The organism is Streptomyces subrutilus (assembly GCF_001746425.1).
Classification (GTDB): domain Bacteria; phylum Actinomycetota; class Actinomycetes; order Streptomycetales; family Streptomycetaceae; genus Streptomyces; species Streptomyces subrutilus_A.
Window position 1 is genome coordinate 689,027 of record NZ_MEHK01000001.1, and the last position, 18,733, is coordinate 707,759.

The following is an 18,733-nucleotide window of genomic DNA, read 5'->3' on the forward strand; positions in this document are numbered from 1 at the left end:
CCGGAGCCCGTGGGCCGGGATTCTCTCCCGATCACGGCGGGATTGATTCCGCTTGTGAGCGATGTGTGGCCGAAGATCCAATGGAGGGTCCGCACACCTGTACGTTCCGACATGCGATCACAGCATCTGACGCGCGTGGATCCGCCCGGCGTGGCGGACCGGGATGCGGGGCAGTGATCGCCGTATGACCCGTTCTCACGGCACCGCCTCCCAGGGGGCGTTCGGAGGGCTGCTCGCCGAGGCACACGCCGCCCTGCCCGGCATCGTGGCCCTGCGCCGCGGCATCCACCGCTTCCCCGAGCTGGGCTCTCACCTCCCCCGCACGCAACAGGCCGTCCTGGAGGCACTGGCCGGGCTCGGGCTGGATCTGGCGACCGGCTCCCGCCTGAGCTCCGTCACCGCCACCCTGGAAGGCGCCCGGCCCGGTCCGGCGGTCCTGCTGCGCGCCGACATGGACGCGCTGCCCGTGGCCGAGGACAGCGGCCTGGACTTCGCCTCCGAGGTGCCGGGCGCCATGCACGCCTGCGGGCACGACACCCACACCGCCATGCTGGTCGGCGCCGCCCGGCTGCTCGCGGCCCGCCGCTCCCGGCTGGCGGGCCGCGTCGTCTTCATGTTCCAGCCCGCGGAGGAATCCGGCGGCGGCGCCCAGCACATGATCGACGAGGGAGTACTGGAGACCGCCGACGGCGGCTTCGTCGCGGCCGCGTTCGCCCTGCACGTCACCACGCGCTTCGAGAGCGGCACCGTCCACCTGCGCCCCGGCCCGACCTTCGCCGCCTCCGACGGCCTGCGGGTGACCGTACGCGGACGCGGCGGACACGCCTCTACTCCCCATCGGGCCCTGGATCCCGTCCCGGTCGCCTGTGAGATCGTCCAGGCCCTGCAGTCCATGGTCACGCGGACCGTCGACCTCTTCGATCCGGCCGTGGTCACCATCGCCTCGATCCACGCCGGCACGACGGCCAACGTCATCCCCGAGACAGCCGAGATCCACGGCACCTTCCGCACCCTGTCCCCCGCCGCCCGGCAGCTGGTCCGCGACAACATCACCCGCGTCGCCCGCCATGTGGCCGCCGCCCACGGCGCGGAGGCCGACATCACCCTGACCGAGGGCTACCCGCCCGTCGTCAACGACCCCGCCGGCACGGCGGCCCTGTACGACACCGCGGCCGCGCTCCTCGGGCCGGACCGGGTCCACCACCTGGCCGAGCCCTTCATGGGGGCCGAGGACTTCTCGTACGTCCTGCGGCGCGTGCCGGGCACGATGGCCTTCCTCGGGGCGCGCCCGCCCGGCGTCCCGGCCGCGGACGCCCCCGACTGCCACTCCAACCGCGTGGTGTTCGACGAGGCCGCCCTGGCCACCGGTGCCGCCCTCCACGCCGCCGCGGCCCTGCGGGTGTGCCTGCCGGCCGGGTGACGGCCGCGATCCCGGCTCCGGAATCTCCCCCGGCCGATTGTCAGTGGTGGGTGAGAGGATCAGTACATCGCTTCGGAAAAGGGGGAGTTCATGTCGGGGAACCAGAATTACATCAATCACGTCGCTCTTGTACTGGATGCCAGTTCGTCCATGTCGCACCTGAGCGGCAAGGTCGTCGAAGTGGCCGACGAGCAGATCGCGTATCTCGCCCGTCGATCGCAGGAACTGGACCAGGAAACCCGTGTCACGGTGTACGTGTTCGCCGACAAGGTGGAATGCGTCATCTACGACAAGGACGTGCTGCGCATGCCGTCCCTGAAGCAGCTGTACCGGGTCGGTGGAATGACGGCCCTGATGGCGGCCACGCTGAAGTCACAGCGGGAGCTGGCGCAGACGGCGCAACTGTACGGCGACCACAGCTTCCTGACGTTCGTCCTGACCGACGGCCAGGAGAACGCCAGCCACCGCTGCCCGGACGCCCCTTCCCAGAGCCCGCGTGAGCTGGTGCAGGCCGTGGCCGCGATGATCGAGACGCAGCAGGACAACTGGACGCTGGCCGTCCTCGTTCCGGACCAGATGGGCAAGCGCGAGGCCATGCAGTGCGGTTTCCCCAAGGACAACATCGCCATCTGGGACGCCACGAGCACGCAGGGCCTGGAGGAGGCCGGAAAGGTCATCCTGAAGGCCACCGAGAAATTCATGGTGGGCCGCGCGAAGGGAATCCGGGGATCGCGGGCGGTGTTCTCCACGGGTGGGGAAGCGGTCAACAAGAAGAGCATCCAGGCGGCCGGTCTCACCCCGGCGAATCCGTCGGAATACCAGCTGATTCCCGTAGCCCGGGAAGCGGGGATCCGGGAGTGGGTCATCGAATCGGGCCACACCTACCGCACCGGTGGTGCGTTCTACCAGCTGAGCAAGACGGAGAAGATCCAGCCGCGGAAGCAGATCGCGGTGCTGGAAAAGAAGACGGACCAGGTCTACACGGGCCCGGAAGCCCGGGCCCTGCTCGGCCTGCCGGACACGGAAGCCCGCGTCAAGCCGGACCACAACGACGACTTCACGATCTTCGTGCAGAGCACCAGCGTGAACCGCAAGCTGGTCCCGAGCACCCGCCTCCTCCTGATGAACTGACACTCCGGAAGCCCCGCCGACCCAACAGGCGGGGCTTCCTCCGCGTTCGCCCGCCTGCGCGGGCTCGGCGTCGAGGGAGGGCGGGGCGCGCCGTCTCCCCCGGGCACGGCGTGTCAGGTCCGGCTGCCGTCGAGGGCGGTGTCGGGGATCCAGGAGCCGTGGATGCCCGCGGTGACGCGGCGCGGCAGGTGGACGGTGGCGATCCGGTCGAGGCCGGCGGCGTCCAGGACCAGGAGTTGCGCGGCGTCCTGCTTGAGGTCGGAGACGACCGTGAGCAGGTAGCCGTCGTCTTCGCCGGTGGCGCCGGCCGCGGGGACGAAGACGGCCTCGCCGGGCAGGCGGGCGTCGCCGACCTCGTGGATCTGGCGGGCGCCCGTGGTGCGGTCGTACTTGACGACGCCGTAGCCGCCGAGGCCGTTCTGGTCGGGGAAGGAGACGGCGTACTGGTAGCGGTGCTCCGCGCCCAGGTACTCCTCGTTGAGGGTCGGGAACTCGACGGCCAGGTCGTCGATGACCTGTTCGTCGACGCGTCCTGCGGTCAGGTCGAGGACCCAGCGGCGGGTGTAGGAGCGGGCGTTGGGTTCCGTACCGCGCCCGGGTGCGCCGACCCACCAGTTCCAGGAGAGGCGGAAGCCCTCGCGGTCGACGGTGGGCCCTTCGAGGACGATGCGGCCTCGGCCGTCCTCGTAGGCGTTGGCGGCGTGCAGCATGCTGCCGGGTTCGATCGGGAACCAGCGGATGTGCCGGGCGCCTTCGGGGCCCCGGGGCATCACGCCGATGCGGGCGGGCTGGTCGTCGCTCCAGCCGTACGGGATGCCGGAGTGCTCGGCGGGGTCGAAGGTCACGTTGCCCTCGATGAAGACCACGTGGCGGCGGGTGACGGCGAAGTCGTGCTTGAGGGAGGCCGTGGCCCCGGGGATCTCGGCGCTGTGGGTGATCTCGCCCCGTGCGTCGGCGACGTGGTACGTCAGGTGGGGCGGGAAGGGCGAGGAGCCGAAGAAGTGCAGTTCGCCGGTGGCCGGGTCGGTCTTGGGATGGGCGGTCATGGCGGTGCGCAGCTTGCCTCCGAAGTCGTGGGCGCCGACCGTGTCGAGGTCCCGGGTGAGCTCGAAGGGGAGGTTGGCCTCGCACAGGGCGAGGAGGCGTCCGCCATGTTCGATGACGTGGGTGCCGGCGGTGCTGGCGGTCAGGTCCGGCCCGTGCTCGGTCATGTACGGGGCGCCGTCCAGGGCTGGGGTGTGGACCCATCGGTTGCGGTACCACTCGGCGCGGCCGTCGCGCAGCCGGATGCCGTGCACCATTCCGCTGCCCTTGAACCAGTGGGCGGGGGTGACACCGGGCTTCGGGTTGTGGCTGTTGCGGATCAGGCGACCGGTCAGCTCCGGCGGCAGGGCGCCCTCGACGGTGAGTCCGGCGGCGGTGATCTCGTCGACCGCGGGCTCGTAGTGGCCGGTCAGGAACGGCTTGCGGGTCATGGCAGGAAACCTCACTTCTCGATGTGCGGTGCGCGGGCCGGCAGGTGGTGAGCCGGGGGCGTCAGACGGCTTGTTCGGCCTGGGACTTCAGGGTGGCGAGCCAGTTCCGCAGCGACTGGTACAGGGCGCGGCCGAGTTCTTCGGGCGCCGCGTCGACGGGCGCTCCGCTCCAGGACTCCTCGGTGTGGACGGTGACCTGGTCGCCGGTCTGCTCGAACGTCCACACGTGGATTCCGGTGATGCCGTCGGCGGGGCCGCCCCACACGATCCGCTCGCCCGGGACCAGTTCGTGGACCGTGGAGGTGATGTCCAGACCGTGGGTCTGCCACGTGAAGGAGGCACCGGGTGCCAGAGGACCGTTGAGGACGGCCTGGTCGATGTCCTCGTTCCAGGTCGCCCAGGCCGCGATGTCGGCGTGCAGGTGCCAGACGGTTGCCAGGGGGGCGTTGATCACGGTGGACAGGCGGGCGATGGCAGGGGCGGTCTCGTCAATGGTGACCATGGGGTCTTCCTCTCGGGGATGGGTCATGGGTGATGGGCGGGGTGAGTGTGGAGGTGTACGGGTGAGGGGTGTACGGGTCGGCGTCAGGGCGTGCGGGTGAGCGCCGCGGCCCGGTTCGCGGCCGCCCGGTCGACGGTCCGTCCGCGGCGGGCCAGGAGCAGGGCCAGGAGGGCGGTCGCGGTCAGGACCGCGGCCGAGAGGGCGAAGGCGAGGCGGTAGCCGGCGGTCAGCGCGTCCAGGTGCGGCTGGTGGGTCGCGGCCCGGGCGGTGACGGAGCCGGCGAGAGTGGCCAGTACGGCGAGGCCGATCGCTCCGCCGACCTGGCGGGTGGTGTTCACCAGCCCCCCGGCCAGCCCCGCGTCCTCGCGCCGGACCGCGTCGAGGGAGAGCGAGGTGAGCTGGACGAAGGCGATGCTCAGGCCCAGGCCGATCAGGACACTCGGCCCTAGTACACCCGCCAGGTAGCTGCCGTCGGCACTGATCCGCGAGAGCCACAGCATCCCGGCGGCCTCGGTGAGCAGGGCCGCCGTCACGGTCGCCGGGGCTCCGATGCGGCGGGAGATCCGCGGAGCGAGGGCGGAGCCGAGCATGTTGGCTCCGGCGAGCGGAAGCTGGCCCAGGCCGGTCACCAGAGGGCTGGAGCCGAGCACGTGCTGCTGGTAGAGCGGCAGGAAGAAGAAGAGGGCGATCCACACGGAGCCCAGGAGCGCCATCAGCAGGTTGCCCGCGGCGACCCGGCCGGTGGTGAACAGGCGCGGCGGGAGCAGCGGATGCGGGTGTCGGCGCTCGACCAGGACGAACGCCGCGAGGAGTGCGGCCGCCAGCACGAACGACCCGGTCACCTGCGGGTCCGCCCAGCCGGAGCTGCGTGCGGTCGTCAGGCCCCAGACGAGGGCGGTCAGGGCGAGCGACACGGTCGCGGTGCCCGGCAGGTCGAAGCGACCTCGTTCGGTGGCGGACGCCGCCCGTGGAACGCGGATCGCCGTAAGGACCAGTACGAGGAACGCCCCGATGGCCACGGCGTGGAAGATCCACGGCCAGCCCCATGCCTGCGTGAGGACCCCGCCGAGGAGGACGCCGGCCGCGCCGCCCGCCCCGGAGACCGCTCCCCACACCCCCAGGGCTCTGCCGCGAGCGGGGCCGGGCGGGAAGAGGAGCATCACCAGCGCGAGGGCGCTCGGCGCGATCGCTGCGGCGCCGAGGCCCTGCACGGCGCGGGCGGCGATCAGCGCTTCGGGCGTGGTCGACAGTCCGGCCGCCAGGGACGCGACCCCGAAGAGCCCGAGGCCGGCGAGCAGGACCCGGCGAGGGCCCAGCAGGTCCGCCGCGCGGCCCCCGGCCAGCAGCAGGGCCCCGAAGGCGAGGCCGTACGCGTTGACGACCCAGGTGGTGCCGCTGTCCGACAGGCCCACGCCCGCCCGGATCTGCGGCAGGGCCACGTTCACGATCGACGTGGCGAGCATGACGGTGAACTGGGCCGCAGCCAGTGCCGCGAGGGCGGGCCCGGGGCGGGCGGTGGTTCCGGCGTACTTCCGCACGATGCTCTCCATTGTGTGGTCAACCACTCATAAGCGAGGCCGAAGGCAAGGCGGGGCACGTCCGCCCCGCCGACCGCTTCGTCCGACCGTATGGCGGACTCAGTAGTGCCTGATGCCCGCCGACAGGGTGCGGCTCCAGGGCGCGTCCACCTGGTCGGCGCCCATCGAGGCGATCAGGTGGCACAGCATGCCGCGCGCGAAGAACTCCTGGATCTGCTGCTCGCTGCCACCCGAGGCGCCGCGCACGTACTCCACCAGGCGGGCGTAGCCCTGGCGTACGGCCTCGCGTACCGCCGGCTCCGAGGCCGCGGCCGCCTGCGCCTGGAGCTGGATGAGCATCAGGTCGCTGTCGCCGATCAGCTTGGCGTACGACTCCCCCATGGCCGCCAGCGCCGCTTCCGCGCTGCTGCCCCGGGCCTCGGCCGCAGCCCGCTCCAGACTGGCCCGCACCTGCACGAAGCAGTGCTCCACCACGGCGACGAACAGTGATTCCTTGCTCGGGAACAGCCGGTAGACGTACGCCTGGGAGATGCCCGCGGCCTTGGCGACCTCGGTCGTGGTGGTACCGAAGTAGCCGCGTGCGGCGAAGGCGCCGATGGCGGTGCGCAGCACCGTCGCGCGGCGCTCCTCCGCGGTGGACAACTGGCGGGGACGTTCTGGCTTCATGTGAGTACTCAACCACTCACACTTTTGCGAGTCAAGCCCTGCCGACCGTCCGAACCGGACAGGACCGTCCCAGAACGTCCGATTGTCGACCCCCTCGGGGGAACACGGCCCGCCGTCCGGGCAGTTCACCGAAGGGAACCGGGGCGGGCCCGCACGACTCGTCCTCGAGCGTCAGCACAACGGCAAGGAGAACCCGTGCGCATTCTCTTCACCGGCCCGGCCGCGGCCGGCCACATCTTCCCGATGATCCCGACCGCGCAGGCCCTGCGCGCCGCCGGACACGAGGTGTTGTTCGCGGGCTCGCAGCCGCTGAACCAGCTTCGCGCGGCCGGATTCCCGATCGTCGAGATCGGGGACGGCCGCACCATCCGGGACGTTTTCGAGCAGTCCACCAACGAGGAACTGCGCTACGTCACACCGGATATGACCTCGGAAGAGATCCTCGACCGGGCGGCCCACGGTTTCGCGCTCGTCTCCCGCGCCACCGTGGACGGATTGCTGGAGGCCGCCGACAGCTGGCGCGCCGACCTGCTGGTCTACGACTCCTTCCAGGCCTCCGCCCCGCTGGTCGCGGCCAAGCTCAAGATCCCCTCGGTGATCCAGAACTTCGGCGTCACCTCCGGCCTCGACATGGTCGGCCGGCTCGCCGCCAATTTCACCGAGGCGTACGAGACGTACGGGGTGGAAGGGCCGGCCGAACCGACCGCGCTGAACATCGTCCCCGCCTCCCTCGGCGGCGACCCCGGCGGCCTGCGGATGCGCTACCTCCCCTACAACGGCGGCGGCTTCGTCCCCGCCCGGCTGCTCCGCCGCGGCGCCCGTCCGCGCGTCACCGTCACCCTGGGCACCGTGCTCACCGAGATGGACGGTGTCCGCGCCATCGTCCGGCTGATCGAGGCCGCCGCCTCGGTGGACGCCGAGTTCCTGCTCGCCGTCGGCGACGCCGACCTCAGCCCGCTCGGCACCCTGCCGCACAACGTCCGCCCGCTGCCGTGGATCCCGCTCGCCGAGCTGCTGACCACCTCCGACGCGCTGATCCACCACGGCGGCTCCGGAACGATGCTCACCGCCCTGCAGGCCGGACTGCCGCAGCTGCTGCTCCCCCAGGGCGCCGACCACTTCACCAACGCCGACGCCCTCACCCGCACCGGCGCCGCCCTGCGCTCCGCCTCCGACGGTGTCGACGCCCCGCTCCTCACCCGCCTCATCACCGACCCGGCCCTGCGCGAGGCCGCCGCCCGCCTCCGTGCGGAGAACGCCGCGCTGCCGTCCCCGGCCGAAACGGTCCCCGCCCTGGAGGCCCTGGCCGCCTCCTGAAGCGCGCACCGCCACCTCGCCCGGCTGACGTGCGCAGCCTGGCGGGGCGGCGGGCGCGGGCGCGGGTGCGGGTCGTTCCGGTCACCCGGCTCGTTCGACGCTCCACAGCGGCAGCTGCTCGAAGAAGGCGACCGACTCCTCCCGCCACCGTGACCGCCAGCCGGCGGCCACCTCCGACGCCTGCCGGGCATGGCGTCGCATGTCCGCCCGCATCCCGGCCGGTACGCCACGGCGCTCGCCGATCTCCCGGACGGCGGCGATGGCTTCGGGCGTGCAGGACGCGTCCCCGAGTACGGCTTCCACCGTGCACCGCTCGGCGTCGTCGACCGAGGCCAGCAGGGCACGGACCGTGTAGCTGTTCTTCCCCTCTCGGATGTCGGTCCCGGTGGGTTTGCCCATGGTGGCCGCGTCCCCGAACAGGTCCAGGTAGTCATCGCGCATCTGACCGCAGATCCCGACCAGCCGCGCGTAGGCGCGCAGCTCCTTCTCGAAGAGCGCCGGCTGCTCGCCCGCGGCCAGGAGTCCGAGCTGCATGGGCGCGAGGATCGAGTAGCGGGCGGACTTGTAGTCGGCCACGCAGTGCAGGACGTCCTCGTCCGGTGCGGCGGCGAAGTCCCGTTCCAGGTCGATGATCTGGCCCACGAAGGTGTCGGCCGCCGCCCGGGTCTGCGCCTCGACCATGGCCTGCCGCAGGGCCACCGGCACCTTCGCCTCCAGCAGCACCCGCAGGGACAGGGCGAGGGCGAGGTCGCCCGCGAGTACGGTCAGACCGACGGCTGCCCGCGGGTGGTCGGGGAAGCGGTCTCGGTAGGAGTAGTAGGTGGACGGGCCGCCGCGCCGGGTCGGGCTGTCGTCGATGAGGTCGTCGTGCACCAGGCCGTGGGTCTGCAGCAACTCGGTGCTCAGGGCGGCGGCGTCCAGTCCTTCGACCGGCCCGTCCGTCACCAGGCGCGCCGCCTCGTGCAACAGCACGACCCGTATCCGCTTCCCGCCCCGCAGGGACAACTCCCGCAGCAGCCGCAGGCACTCCGGGGTGAAACGGCTGAACGACGGAGCGTCGAGTCCGGCGCCCACCGTGTCGAAGTACTCCTCGAAGAGCGCGTTGAACCGCTGCTCGTGGCCGGCGACACGCTCGAGGATCTGCTGGGTCATGACGCGTTCTTCCTGCTCGGGGTGGGTCGGCGGACACCTCTCTACGCGTGCGACGGTAACGGCTCGTGCGCCTGACCGGTCGCGGCGGGGCCGACGTGCGAGACGGCGCGATGCCATGGCCGCCGGGCCACGGCACGAAAGGGTGGCGGGCCGGGACCTGTCCGGTCCCGGCCCGCACCCCCTCTCCTTCGGCGCTACGACTTCTTCGGGTTGGGGCACACCTGCCAGGCGAGGTGGTAGAGGGTGCTGACGCCGGCGTCGGTGGAGTCCATGGCCATGAAACTCGTGGACGTCTGCGGGTTCGACGTGCCGGCGTTCACGCGCAGTTCCGTATTGATGTTGAAATTGCGCTTTTCGCCGCACGGGGCCCAGACCAGGTCGGCGTACTCCGTCTTGTCGCTCGTCTGCCAATTGTCGTTGAGCGGGCCGTTGAACGTGTGGGTCCGCTGGGATGTCTGCGGCATTCCCTGGAAGTAGTAGCTGGCCCTTTCCTGGCCCCAGGCGCCGGGCTGGAGGAATGCGAATCCGCGGTAATCGGCCTGCACGATGGCGTAGGTGAAACCGGAGGGCACGTGGACGCGGAGATTGAGCTGGCAGTTCTTGCGGAAGGCGGTCGGCGGGGCGCCCGGGCCGACCTGCGCGAGGTAGTCGCTGTAGGTGACCGTGAAGGCGGTGTTGTCCGGGGCGACGGCCACCTCGGCGGTGCCTTCGCGGCACCCGGAGCCGTTCACGGTGGCGAGTTCGATGACGATCTTGTCGGGCGGGGCCGTGATCGGGCCTCCGGCGACGGCGGGCGTCGACGCGGTGACGAGGGCGGCGGCCGCGCCGGCGACGAGCAGGGTGCGGGTAGGGCTACCGGTGCGAGTGCGGGTGCGGGTGCGGGACAGAGGATGAGACATCGTTGTCACTCCTGGCCGTCGGGTCGGTCGGGTTTTCAGCGCTCGCGGCGCTCACGCGCCCGCGTCAGGCCGCGGGGCACTCCCGCCACTCGAAGTGGTAGACGGTGCTGACGCTGCCGTCCGTTGAGTCCATGCTCATGAAGCTCAGCGCCTGCGGGCTGGACGTGCCCGCGTAGACCCGCAGTTCGGTGTTGACGTTGAGGTTGCGCTCCTCGCCGCACGGGGCCCAGACCAGGTCGGCGTAGTCGGTCTGGTCGCTGGCCTGCCAGTTGTCCGTGAAGGGGCCGTTGAACTGGTGCGTCGTACGGGCCGTCTGCGCGGAGCCCTGGAAGTAGTAGTTCGCGCGCTCCTGGCCGTAGGCTCCGCGCTGGAGGTGGGCGAAGCCCCGGTAGTCCGCGCGGGCGATGGCGTACGTGAACCCCTGGGGCACGTGGATGCGCAGGGCCAGCTGGCAGTTCTTGCGGAACTCGGTGCCTCCGGAGCCGGCTCCCGTCTGCGCGAGGTAGTTGCTGTACGTGACGGTGAAGGCCGTGTTGTCGGAGGCGGCGGCGACCTCCGCGGTCCCCTGGGGGCAGCCCGATCCGTTGACCCCGACCACGTCGACCGTAATGCGGCCGGGCGGCGGAACATAGGGGGAATCGGCTTGGGCCTGCGCGGGGGCCGCCACGGCCGACAACACCGCGATGGCGGCGCCTGCGGCAATTCTGCGGAACGGCATTTCCAGGTTCTCCATTCGTGCGGACGGGCACGGAATTGGACATGCACATGCCATCACAGCGCCGCTGGGGCGGGAAGGACGCGATACGGTCAATACGCGTGGGCCGCTTTCCCCGCCGCCTCCCTGGCCGAATACCGCGATCCCCGCGCCGCGCCGCGCCCCGCCCCACGCCGCCCATCAGCCCGGCGGCACTCCCCCGCCGGGCGGGGCGGCCTGCGGCGGTCCGGACGATGTCCGGTTCCCCCCGGAGGCCGCGTCCGTGCCGGCGCGGTCAGCCGTGCTCCTTCTGCAGGGTGCGCAGGAGGTCGAAGGCGGGGCGGTCCACCGGCCGCTGGGTGTTGCCGAGCGCGATGACGGCCACCCGCTTCTCCGGGTCGAAGCCCACGAAGGAGGAGAAGCCGCCGGTTCCTCCGTTGTGCCAGATCTGGAGGTGGCCGCCCTGCCGCGGGTGGAGGCGGTGGGCCATCCAGCCGAGGTGTACCCAGGCGAAGCGGCTCGTACGGTGCTCGACCGAACGGCTCAGCCGGATTGCCTCGGAGAGCCCCTCGGGGCCGCCGTCGATCTGGGCCCGTACGAAGGCCACAAGGTCGGTGGCGGTCGAGCGCAGGGCGCCGGCTCCCGCCAGGTCGGCGAGGTCCCACGGCTCGACGGGCCGCCTGCGCGCGCTGTGGCCCTGGGCGGAACGTTCCGCGCGGGCGCCGTCCACCGTCACGAGGGTGTCGGTCATGCCCAGCGGGGCGCAGATCTCGCGGGTGATGAGGGCCTCGTAGTCCGTGCCCGCCCGGCGGGCGAGGGCCAGTCCGAGCAGGCCGGCTCCGAGGTTGGAGTAGCGGAATCGTTTCCCCGGCGCCGCCCCCAGGCGGGTCCTGGCCAGTCCGGACAGCAGGGCCTCGGCGGTGCAGTCGGCGTACGGATCCGGCTTCGTCGGGCGCAGCAGGGCCTGGAGCAGCATGCCCCGGGGCAGCCGTGGCAGGCCGGAGGTGTGAGTGGCCAGATGCCGCAGGGTGATCCGGCTGCCGTCCCGTGACGGCACGGTCGTCCCGTCGGGCAGCAGGTCGCCGAGCGGCTCGTCCAGGCCCACCGTGCCGCCGGACGCCAGGCGGGCCAGGGCCAGGGCGGTGAACGGCTTGGTCACCGAACCGATCTCGAACAGGGTGTCCGGGCCGGGGGCGCCGCCGTGGTCCGCGCCGGTGCGTCCTGACCCGCGGATCTCCACGGTGTCCTCCGCCAGCGCGGCGACCACCGCGCCGACGCGCTGCTCGGCCAACCGGTCCGCGGTCTTCTGGGCGAGCGTCGCGAGTTCTTGTGCCATGACGGAATCATGGCGGCCCCATGCTCGCGTGCGGTGCGCCCTGATGATGATTTCCGGCGGCCGGACCTCCGACCTGAGCAGTACGGTCAGCCGACCTGGATGCCGATCACGCACGTGTCGTCGTCCGTGTCGGACCGGCTCTCGGCGAGGAGGCGGTCCAACCGCCCGTCCAGCTCCCCGGATCCGGCGCCCGCCGCGTTCATAAGATGGCGGAGCGAGTCCTGCACCGAGGAGTCCCGCCGTTCCACCAGGCCGTCCGTGAACATCAGCAGGGTGTCGTCCGGTTCGAGCCGCACCTCCCGCTCGACGTACGTGACATCGGGCAGGGCTCCGAGGAGCAGGCCGTCGATGAGGGGGAACGCGTCGGCCCGGCCCGCGCGGACGAGTACGGGCGGCAGGTGGCCCGCGCGTGCCCAGCGCATCACCCTGGTGCTGGGGTCGAAGAGGCCGCAGACGGCGGTGGCCGTGACGTGCTTGGCCAGGTGGTGGGTGACGGTGTTCAGCCAGGACAGCAGCTGGGCGGGGCCCGCACCCGTCACCGCGAGGCCGCGCAGGGCGTTGCGCAGGACGACCATGCCGGTGGCCGCCTCGATGCCGTGCCCGGCGACATCGCCCACGGACAGCATGATCAGTCCGGAGGGCAGCACGACGGTGTCGTACCAGTCGCCGCCGACGAGCGACTCGGTCTCGGCCGGCCGGTAGCGGACGGCGACCCGCAGGCCGGGGGCTTCGATGGCCGGTGGCGTGGGGGGCATGATGGCGTGCTGGAGCTGGAGTGCCAGCCGGTTGCGTTCGGCGGACTCAGCCTCGGTGTGGGCGAGTTGGTCCCTGGTCGCGGCCAGCGCGACCTCGGTCCAGTGTTGGGCGGAGATGTCCTGGTAGGCACCGCGCACCGCGTACAGCCGCTGTTCCGCGTCGAGGACGGGCTCGGCGACGACCCGGATGTGGCGGGTGATCCCGTCGGGCCTCTGCAGGCGGAAGTTGACCGAGGCGGGGCGCCGGTGGCGGAGCACCGCCCGCAGGAAGCCGCCGAGGGCGGCGGAGTCGTCCGGGTGGGCGTAGCCGGGCAGTTCGTGCAGACGTACCGGGGGCGCGGTGGCCGGGAGTCCGTGGAGCGCGTAGAGCTGCGCGTTCCAGGTGGTCTCTCCGGTGGCGAGGTTCTCCTCGAAACCACCGATCCGGCCCAGGCGTTGGGCGTGCTGCAGGAGGTTGGCCAGCCGGGCCGTCTCGTCCTCGATCCGCCAGATCAGCAGGACGGCGGCGCCGTGCCGGCTGACGCTGATGTCCGCGACCGAGGTGAGCGGGATCTGGTCGACGAGCGCGGTCAGGCTCATGCGCTCGGCTCTGAAGGGCTCGCCCGTGGCGTGCACGCGCTCGATGATGTCGAACAGGCCGCTCTCGCCGGCGGCCATCGGATAGGCCTCCAGGAGCAGGGCGCCGTTGACGTCGCCGCGCGGCCGTCCCAGCGGGTCGACGAACCGGCTGCCGACGTGCCGGATCCGGAAGTCGCCGAGTCCGCCCTCGGGGTCGAGGACCGGGGTGAGCACCACGGCGGGATCCTGCAGCCCCTCGGCGAGGTCGATGAGTTCCGCGACGTCCGGGAGCACCGCCTCGGCGGCCGTGAGGTCGCGCGGGGGCGAGGCGTCCATGGTGCGCGCGCACAGGTCGGCGAGAGCCTCGACCTGGCGCTCGATCTGCGGGGGTTGGGGTGCCAGGGGTCCTGGCCAGCAGATTTCGAGGACTCCGTGGATCCGTCCGCCGGTTCCCGTGGGTACGGCCATCCGGCCGCCGTCGGACCACTGGAGGTGGCCGATCGAGGGCAGCCCTTCGCGTTTCTGGCCGGCGAGGGTGACCAGCCGCCGCTCCGTCAGCGCCAGGCGGGCGACGGTGGAGACGCCCGGGGGTACGTGGCGCCAGCGGGCGGCTTCCCCGGGGCGGAATCCGGCGTGGCCGGTGAGGGCCAGCGAGCCGTCGGGCACGGCGGTCCACACGGCGACGGCGACCGCCCCCAGCGGACCCAGGGCGTTCGTCAGGAGGGACTCGGCGACCGCCTGGGTGTCGGCGGCGGCGGCCAGCATGCCGCTCTCGGCGGTGCGCAGCCGGACCGACACCGCGGTGTGCTCCTCGGCCGGGACGTCCGCCGTGCCGGTGCGCTCGACGAATTCGGCGGCGATGGCGCTGACGTGGTCGCGGGACGCCTGGTTGACGATGTCGGCGGCGAGTTCGAGCAGGGACATGCCGCTGTCGCGGCACAGCACGTCGAGCTGGCGTGCCGCCGCGGCGGGTGTGCAGTGCAGCTGCCCGATCAGGATGCCCTTGGCCAGTTCGACCAGGGCGCGGCCGTCCGCCGCCGCTTGTGCCTCCAGTACCTCGCGGCGCAGCCGTTCGACGGTCGCGACGAGGCGGCCGAGCGGGGTCGGGGCCTGGTGCGGGATGCCGGCCGCGGGCCGGCCGCCGACGGGCGTGCCCCGCGGCCCGGCCTCACCGTGCCGCTGGGTGTCCCCGGTCATCGCGTGAGCCAGTGCCGGACGCGCGCGATGAGGTCGTCGGCGTCCACCGGCTTGGTCACGTAGTCACTGGCGCCCGCGGCGAGGCTCTTCTCCCGGTCCCCGGGCATCGCCTTGGCGGTGACCGCGATGATGGGCAGGCTCTCGTACGCCGGCATCCGCCGGATCTCGGCGGTTGCCGCGTATCCGTCGAGCTCCGGCATCATCACGTCCATCAGGATGAGGTCGACCCCGGCGTTGTGGGTCAGGGCGTCGATGCCCTTGCGGCCGTCCTCGGCGTGGAGCACGCGCATGCCGTGCAGTTCGAGGATCCCGCTCAGGGCGAAGAGGTTGCGGGCGTCGTCGTCGACGACGAGGACGGTGCGTCCGGCCAGGTCGCCGTCGAGCACCTGGGCGGCCTGCTGGCGGTCGGTGACCCCGGAGACGGGCGGCAGCACGTCCCCCGGCTGCTCGGCGGACAGGTGGAGCGCGATTCTTTCCCGCAGCTCGTCCAGGCTGGACAGCAGTTCCACGTGGCGTGAGGCGGACCGCTGGCGCAGGGCCTCTTCCTGACCCGTCCTGACCCGGGGGTTGTTGTGGGCGAGCACGGGGAGCGAGGCCAGGGCCGGGTCCCCGTCGAGCGCGTCGAGGAAGTCCAGCGCTTCGCCTTCGGGCATGTCCAGTTCCAGGACGACGCAGTGGAAGGGGTCCGACGCCAGTGCGGCGGCGGCCTCCTGCGAGCTCGTGGCGTTGACCACCTGGATGCCGCCGCGCTCCCCCGTCACCTCGTGGCGGGGGGCGAAGTCGCGGGCGGCGCTCTCGGCGACGAGGGAGAGCAGGCCGTTCTGCCGTTCCTCGATCACCAGGAGGCGGCGGGCCCGCCGCTGCGCCGGCAGCGCCGGGGTGTCCGGGCGGCCCGGACCGCCCGCTCCGCCCGTGGCGCCGGCCGGGAGCGCGGCCGGGGCGTCGGTGAGGGGGGCGGTGTCCTCGTAGTCCGCGCGGCTGACCGGCAGGTAGAGGGTGAAGGTGCTGCCCTGGCCCGGTGTGCTCTCCGCGACGACGGCCCCGCCGAGGAGCTGGGCGATCTCTCGGCTGATGGAGAGCCCGAGGCCGGTGCCGCCGTACTTGCGGCTGGTGGTGCCGTCGGCCTGCTGGAAGGCCCCGAAGACGGACTCGAGCTGCTGCTCGGGGATGCCGATGCCCGTGTCCCGGACCCGGAACGCCAGCAGGGGCACGCGCCGGGGAAGACCGGCGGGGATCTCGGAGGCCGTGGCGGGTTCGATGCGGAGCTCGACGCCGCCGCGCTCGGTGAACTTCACGGCGTTGGACAGCAGGTTGCGCAGGATCTGGCGCAGCCGGGAGTCGTCGGTGAGCAGGTCGTCGGGGGCGCCGGGGGCGGTGGTGACGGTGAAGTCGAGGCTCTTCTGCGTGGTCATCGGGCGGAAGGTGGCGTCGACGTATTCGAGCAGCTGCGGCAGGTGCACGCGCTCGGGGTTGATGTCCATCTTTCCGGCCTCGACCTTGGACAGGTCGAGGATGTCGTTGATCAGCTGGAGCAGGTCCGAGCCGGCCGAGTGGATGATGCCCGCGTACTCGACCTGCTTGGGGGTGAGGTTGCGCGCGGGGTTCTGGGCGAGCAGCTGGGCGAGGATCAGGAGGCTGTTGAGCGGGGTGCGCAGCTCGTGGCTCATGTTGGCCAGGAACTCGGACTTGTAGGTGGAAGCCAGCGACAACTGCTGTGCGCGGGTCTCCAGTTCCTGCCGGGCCTGCTCGATCTCCAGGTTCTTGGCCTCGATGTCGCTGTTCTGGCTGGCGAGGAGGGCGGCCTTCTCCTCCAGTTCCGCGTTGGAACGCTGGAGTTCCTCCTGCTGGACCTGGAGTTCCTCCGAGCGGGCCTGGAGTTCGCCGGTCAGCCGTTGGGACTCGCCGAGGAGTTCGTCGGTCCGGGCGTTGGCGACGATGGTGTTGACGTTGGCGCCGATGGTTTCCATCAGCTGGGCGAGGAAGTCGCGGTGTACGGGGGTGAAGGCGCTGAAGGAGGCGAGCTCGATCACGCCCAGGACCTGGTCGTCCACCACGATCGGCAGGATGATCAGGCTGCCGGGGGTGGTGTGGCCCAGCCCGGAGGAGATGACGTAGTCGCCGGGGACCTGGTCGGTGGCGATGATCCGGTGGCTGCGGGCCGCCTGCCCGACGAGGGACTCGCCGAGGGCGAACGTGGTGCCCACCGTGGCGGCCGCGGGGCGGCCGTAGGACCCGACGCGCGTGAGGACGGTGCCGCCGGGGCGGTCCTCGGCGAGGTAGAAGGCGCCGTACTGGGCGGCGACGAGCGGAGTCAGCTCGTCCATGACGAGTTCGGCGACGGCCGCGAGGTCCCGGTGGCCCTGCATCAGGCCCGAGATGCGGGCCAGGTTGGACTTGAGCCAGTCCTGTTCCTGGTTGGCCCGGGTGCTCTCGCGCAGCGAGCCGACCATGGAGTTGATGTTGTCCTTGAGTTCGGCGACCTCGCCCGAGGCGTCGACGGTGATGGAGCGGGTCAGGTCGCCTTCGGCGACGGCGCTGGCGACCTCGGCGATGGCCCGGACCTGGCGGGTCAGGTTGCCGGCCAGCTCGTTGACGTTCTCGGTCAGGCGCTTCCAGGTGCCCGATACGCCCTCCACCTCGGCCTGGCCGCCGAGCCGGCCCTCGCTGCCGACCTCGCGGGCGACGCGGGTGACCTCGGCGGCGAAGGCGGAGAGCTGGTCGACCATCGTGTTGATGGTGGTCTTCAGCTCCAGGATCTCGCCGCGGGCGTCCACGTCGATCTTCTTGGACAGGTCGCCGTTGGCGACGGCCGTCGTGACGAGGGCGATGTTGCGGACCTGGCCGGTGAGGTTGTTCGCCATGGAGTTGACGTTGTCGGTGAGGTCCTTCCAGGTGCCGGCCACGTTGGGGACCTGTGCCTGGCCGCCGAGCCGGCCCTCGGTGCCGACCTCGCGGGCGACGCGGGTGACCTCGTCGGCGAACGCGGACAGCGTGTCGACCATCGTGTTGATGACCCCGGCCAGCGCGGCGACCTCGCCCTTGGCCTCCACCACGATCTTCTGCGAGAGGTCGCCGCGCGCCACGGCGGTGGCCACCTGGGCGATGGAGCGGACCTGGCCGGTCAGGTTGGAGGCCATCACGTTGACGTTGTCGGTGAGGTCCTTCCAGGTGCCCGAGACCCCCCGCACGGTGGCCTGGCCGCCCAGGTTGCCCTCGGTGCCCACCTCGCGCGCGACACGGGTGACCTCGTCGGCGAAGGCGGAGAGCTGGTCGACCATCGTGTTGATGGTCTCCTTCAGCTCCAGGATCTCCCCGCGGGCGTCCACCCGGATCTTCTGCGTCAGGTCGCCCTGGGCCACGGCGGTGGTGACCTCGGCGATCGACCGCACCTGCGCGGTCAGGTTGTCGGCCATGACGTTGACCGACTCCGTGAGGTCCTTCCAGGTCCCGGAGACGCCCTTGACGTCCGCCTGACCGCCGAGCCGGCCCTCGGTGCCGACCTCGCGGGCCACCCGGGTCACCTCCCCGGCGAACCCGGAGAGCTGGTCGACCATCGTGTTGATGGTCTCCTTCAGTTCCAGGATCTCCCCGCGCGCGGTGACGGTGATCTTCTGCGAGAGGTCGCCCTTGGCCACCGCGGTCGCGACCTGCGCGATCGAACGGACCTGCGCCGTGAGGTTCCCGGCCATGAAGTTGACCGAATCCGTGAGGTCCAGCCAGGCGCCGCCGACGCCCGGCACGTCGGCCTGACCGCCGAGCGTTCCCTCGGTGCCGACCTCGCGGGCCACCCGCGTGACCTCGGAGGTGAACAGCGACAGCTGGTCGGCCATCCCGTTGAACACGGTGGCGATCTCGCCGAGCAGCCCGTCCGCGGTGTCGGGCAGCCGGGTACGGAAGTCCCCGTCGCGCACGGCTGTCAGGCCGGCCAGCAGCAAGCGCAGCTCCGCTTCGCCGATCCCGCCCTCGCCAGGAAGCGCGGACGACCTGCCCAGTGGTTCCGTGCCCGTCCTTTCAGCCATCGTCAACCTCACTCTAGAACGCACCGGGTCCCTGGTTCGGCCGGTTCCGCCTTCGCCGCTCGGACGGCCGTTGA

General features: G+C 71.7%; 13 protein-coding genes. 3 read left to right on the forward strand and 10 right to left on the reverse strand.

Translation table 11 applies throughout. From position 1 onward, the window contains the following. Positions 1 to 184 precede the first annotated feature (184 nt). Positions 185 to 1,420, forward strand: coding sequence for a M20 metallopeptidase family protein (locus BGK67_RS04105; protein ID WP_069918606.1), 1,236 nt, complete (start codon positions 185 to 187; stop codon positions 1,418 to 1,420). Positions 1,421 to 1,510: 90 nt separating this feature from the next. Beyond that, complete coding sequence (locus BGK67_RS04110) at positions 1,511 to 2,551, forward strand: vWA domain-containing protein (RefSeq protein WP_069918607.1); 1,041 nt, start codon at positions 1,511 to 1,513, stop codon at positions 2,549 to 2,551. 113 nt (positions 2,552 to 2,664) lie between these two features. Here the strand turns inward: BGK67_RS04110 and BGK67_RS04115 are convergent, their stop codons facing one another. From BGK67_RS04115 to BGK67_RS04130, 4 genes are all read right to left on the reverse strand, one after another. Then, positions 2,665 to 4,026: a carotenoid oxygenase family protein gene (locus BGK67_RS04115; protein ID WP_069918608.1), complete on the reverse strand. Its 1,362-nt coding sequence runs from the start codon at positions 4,024 to 4,026 to the stop codon at positions 2,665 to 2,667. A 61-nt stretch (positions 4,027 to 4,087) separates the two neighbouring features. After that, positions 4,088 to 4,528, reverse strand: coding sequence for an SRPBCC family protein (locus BGK67_RS04120; protein WP_069918609.1), 441 nt, complete (start codon positions 4,526 to 4,528; stop codon positions 4,088 to 4,090). Between the two features lie 83 nt (positions 4,529 to 4,611). After that, positions 4,612 to 6,066 carry an MFS transporter gene (locus BGK67_RS04125; RefSeq protein WP_244291140.1) on the reverse strand — a complete coding sequence of 485 codons (1,455 nt, stop codon included), beginning with the start codon at positions 6,064 to 6,066 and terminating at the stop codon, positions 4,612 to 4,614. A gap of 99 nt (positions 6,067 to 6,165) precedes the next feature. Beyond that, the gene (locus BGK67_RS04130; RefSeq protein WP_069918611.1) at positions 6,166 to 6,732 is read right to left on the reverse strand and encodes a TetR/AcrR family transcriptional regulator; all 567 of its coding nucleotides are present in this window, start codon (positions 6,730 to 6,732) and stop codon (positions 6,166 to 6,168) included. Positions 6,733 to 6,927: 195 nt separating this feature from the next. Here BGK67_RS04130 and BGK67_RS04135 point away from each other — a divergent pair, with 195 nt between their 5' ends. Further along, complete coding sequence (locus BGK67_RS04135) at positions 6,928 to 8,049, forward strand: nucleotide disphospho-sugar-binding domain-containing protein (protein WP_069918612.1); 1,122 nt, start codon at positions 6,928 to 6,930, stop codon at positions 8,047 to 8,049. Positions 8,050 to 8,130: 81 nt separating this feature from the next. On the opposite strand, the gene BGK67_RS04140 is transcribed toward BGK67_RS04135, so the two are convergent. From BGK67_RS04140 to BGK67_RS04165, 6 genes are all read right to left on the reverse strand, one after another. Beyond that, positions 8,131 to 9,201, reverse strand: coding sequence for a polyprenyl synthetase family protein (locus tag BGK67_RS04140; protein ID WP_069918613.1), 1,071 nt, complete (start codon positions 9,199 to 9,201; stop codon positions 8,131 to 8,133). A 194-nt stretch (positions 9,202 to 9,395) separates the two neighbouring features. Next, a complete protein-coding gene (locus tag BGK67_RS04145; protein WP_069918614.1) occupies positions 9,396 to 10,100 on the reverse strand; it encodes a DUF4360 domain-containing protein in 705 nt (234 codons plus the stop codon). A gap of 64 nt (positions 10,101 to 10,164) precedes the next feature. Then, complete coding sequence (locus BGK67_RS04150; RefSeq protein WP_069918615.1) at positions 10,165 to 10,818, reverse strand: DUF4360 domain-containing protein; 654 nt, start codon at positions 10,816 to 10,818, stop codon at positions 10,165 to 10,167. A gap of 271 nt (positions 10,819 to 11,089) precedes the next feature. After that, positions 11,090 to 12,130 (reverse strand): serine hydrolase domain-containing protein, encoded by a 1,041-nt coding sequence (locus BGK67_RS04155; RefSeq protein ID WP_069918616.1) that lies wholly within the window; start codon positions 12,128 to 12,130, stop codon positions 11,090 to 11,092. An 86-nt stretch (positions 12,131 to 12,216) separates the two neighbouring features. Continuing rightward, positions 12,217 to 14,640, reverse strand: a complete 2,424-nt coding sequence (locus BGK67_RS04160; RefSeq protein WP_069918617.1) for a SpoIIE family protein phosphatase — start codon at positions 14,638 to 14,640, stop codon at positions 12,217 to 12,219. Beyond that, positions 14,637 to 18,659: a HAMP domain-containing protein gene (locus tag BGK67_RS04165; protein WP_069918618.1), complete on the reverse strand. Its 4,023-nt coding sequence runs from the start codon at positions 18,657 to 18,659 to the stop codon at positions 14,637 to 14,639. Before BGK67_RS04165 ends, BGK67_RS04160 begins: the two co-directional genes overlap by 4 nt. Between the last annotated feature and the right edge of the window lie 74 nt (positions 18,660 to 18,733).

What these genes read in the sequence shown, in the direction of transcription:
- BGK67_RS04150 (WP_069918615.1), bottom strand. Translation starts at nt 10,818, where the DNA reads ATGCCGTTCCGCAGAATTGCCGCAGGCGCCGCCATCGCGGTGTTGTCG.
- BGK67_RS04145 (WP_069918614.1), bottom strand. Translation starts at nt 10,100, where the DNA reads ATGTCTCATCCTCTGTCCCGCACCCGCACCCGCACTCGCACCGGTAGC.
- BGK67_RS04110 (WP_069918607.1), top strand. Translation starts at nt 1,511, where the DNA reads ATGTCGGGGAACCAGAATTACATCAATCACGTCGCTCTTGTACTGGAT.
- BGK67_RS04155 (WP_069918616.1), bottom strand. Translation starts at nt 12,130, where the DNA reads ATGGCACAAGAACTCGCGACGCTCGCCCAGAAGACCGCGGACCGGTTG.
- BGK67_RS04115 (WP_069918608.1), bottom strand. Translation starts at nt 4,026, where the DNA reads ATGACCCGCAAGCCGTTCCTGACCGGCCACTACGAGCCCGCGGTCGAC.
- BGK67_RS04120 (WP_069918609.1), bottom strand. Translation starts at nt 4,528, where the DNA reads ATGGTCACCATTGACGAGACCGCCCCTGCCATCGCCCGCCTGTCCACC.
- BGK67_RS04130 (WP_069918611.1), bottom strand. Translation starts at nt 6,732, where the DNA reads ATGAAGCCAGAACGTCCCCGCCAGTTGTCCACCGCGGAGGAGCGCCGC.
- BGK67_RS04105 (WP_069918606.1), top strand. Translation starts at nt 185, where the DNA reads ATGACCCGTTCTCACGGCACCGCCTCCCAGGGGGCGTTCGGAGGGCTG.
- BGK67_RS04165 (WP_069918618.1), bottom strand. Translation starts at nt 18,659, where the DNA reads ATGGCTGAAAGGACGGGCACGGAACCACTGGGCAGGTCGTCCGCGCTT.
- BGK67_RS04160 (WP_069918617.1), bottom strand. Translation starts at nt 14,640, where the DNA reads ATGACCGGGGACACCCAGCGGCACGGTGAGGCCGGGCCGCGGGGCACG.
- BGK67_RS04140 (WP_069918613.1), bottom strand. Translation starts at nt 9,201, where the DNA reads ATGACCCAGCAGATCCTCGAGCGTGTCGCCGGCCACGAGCAGCGGTTC.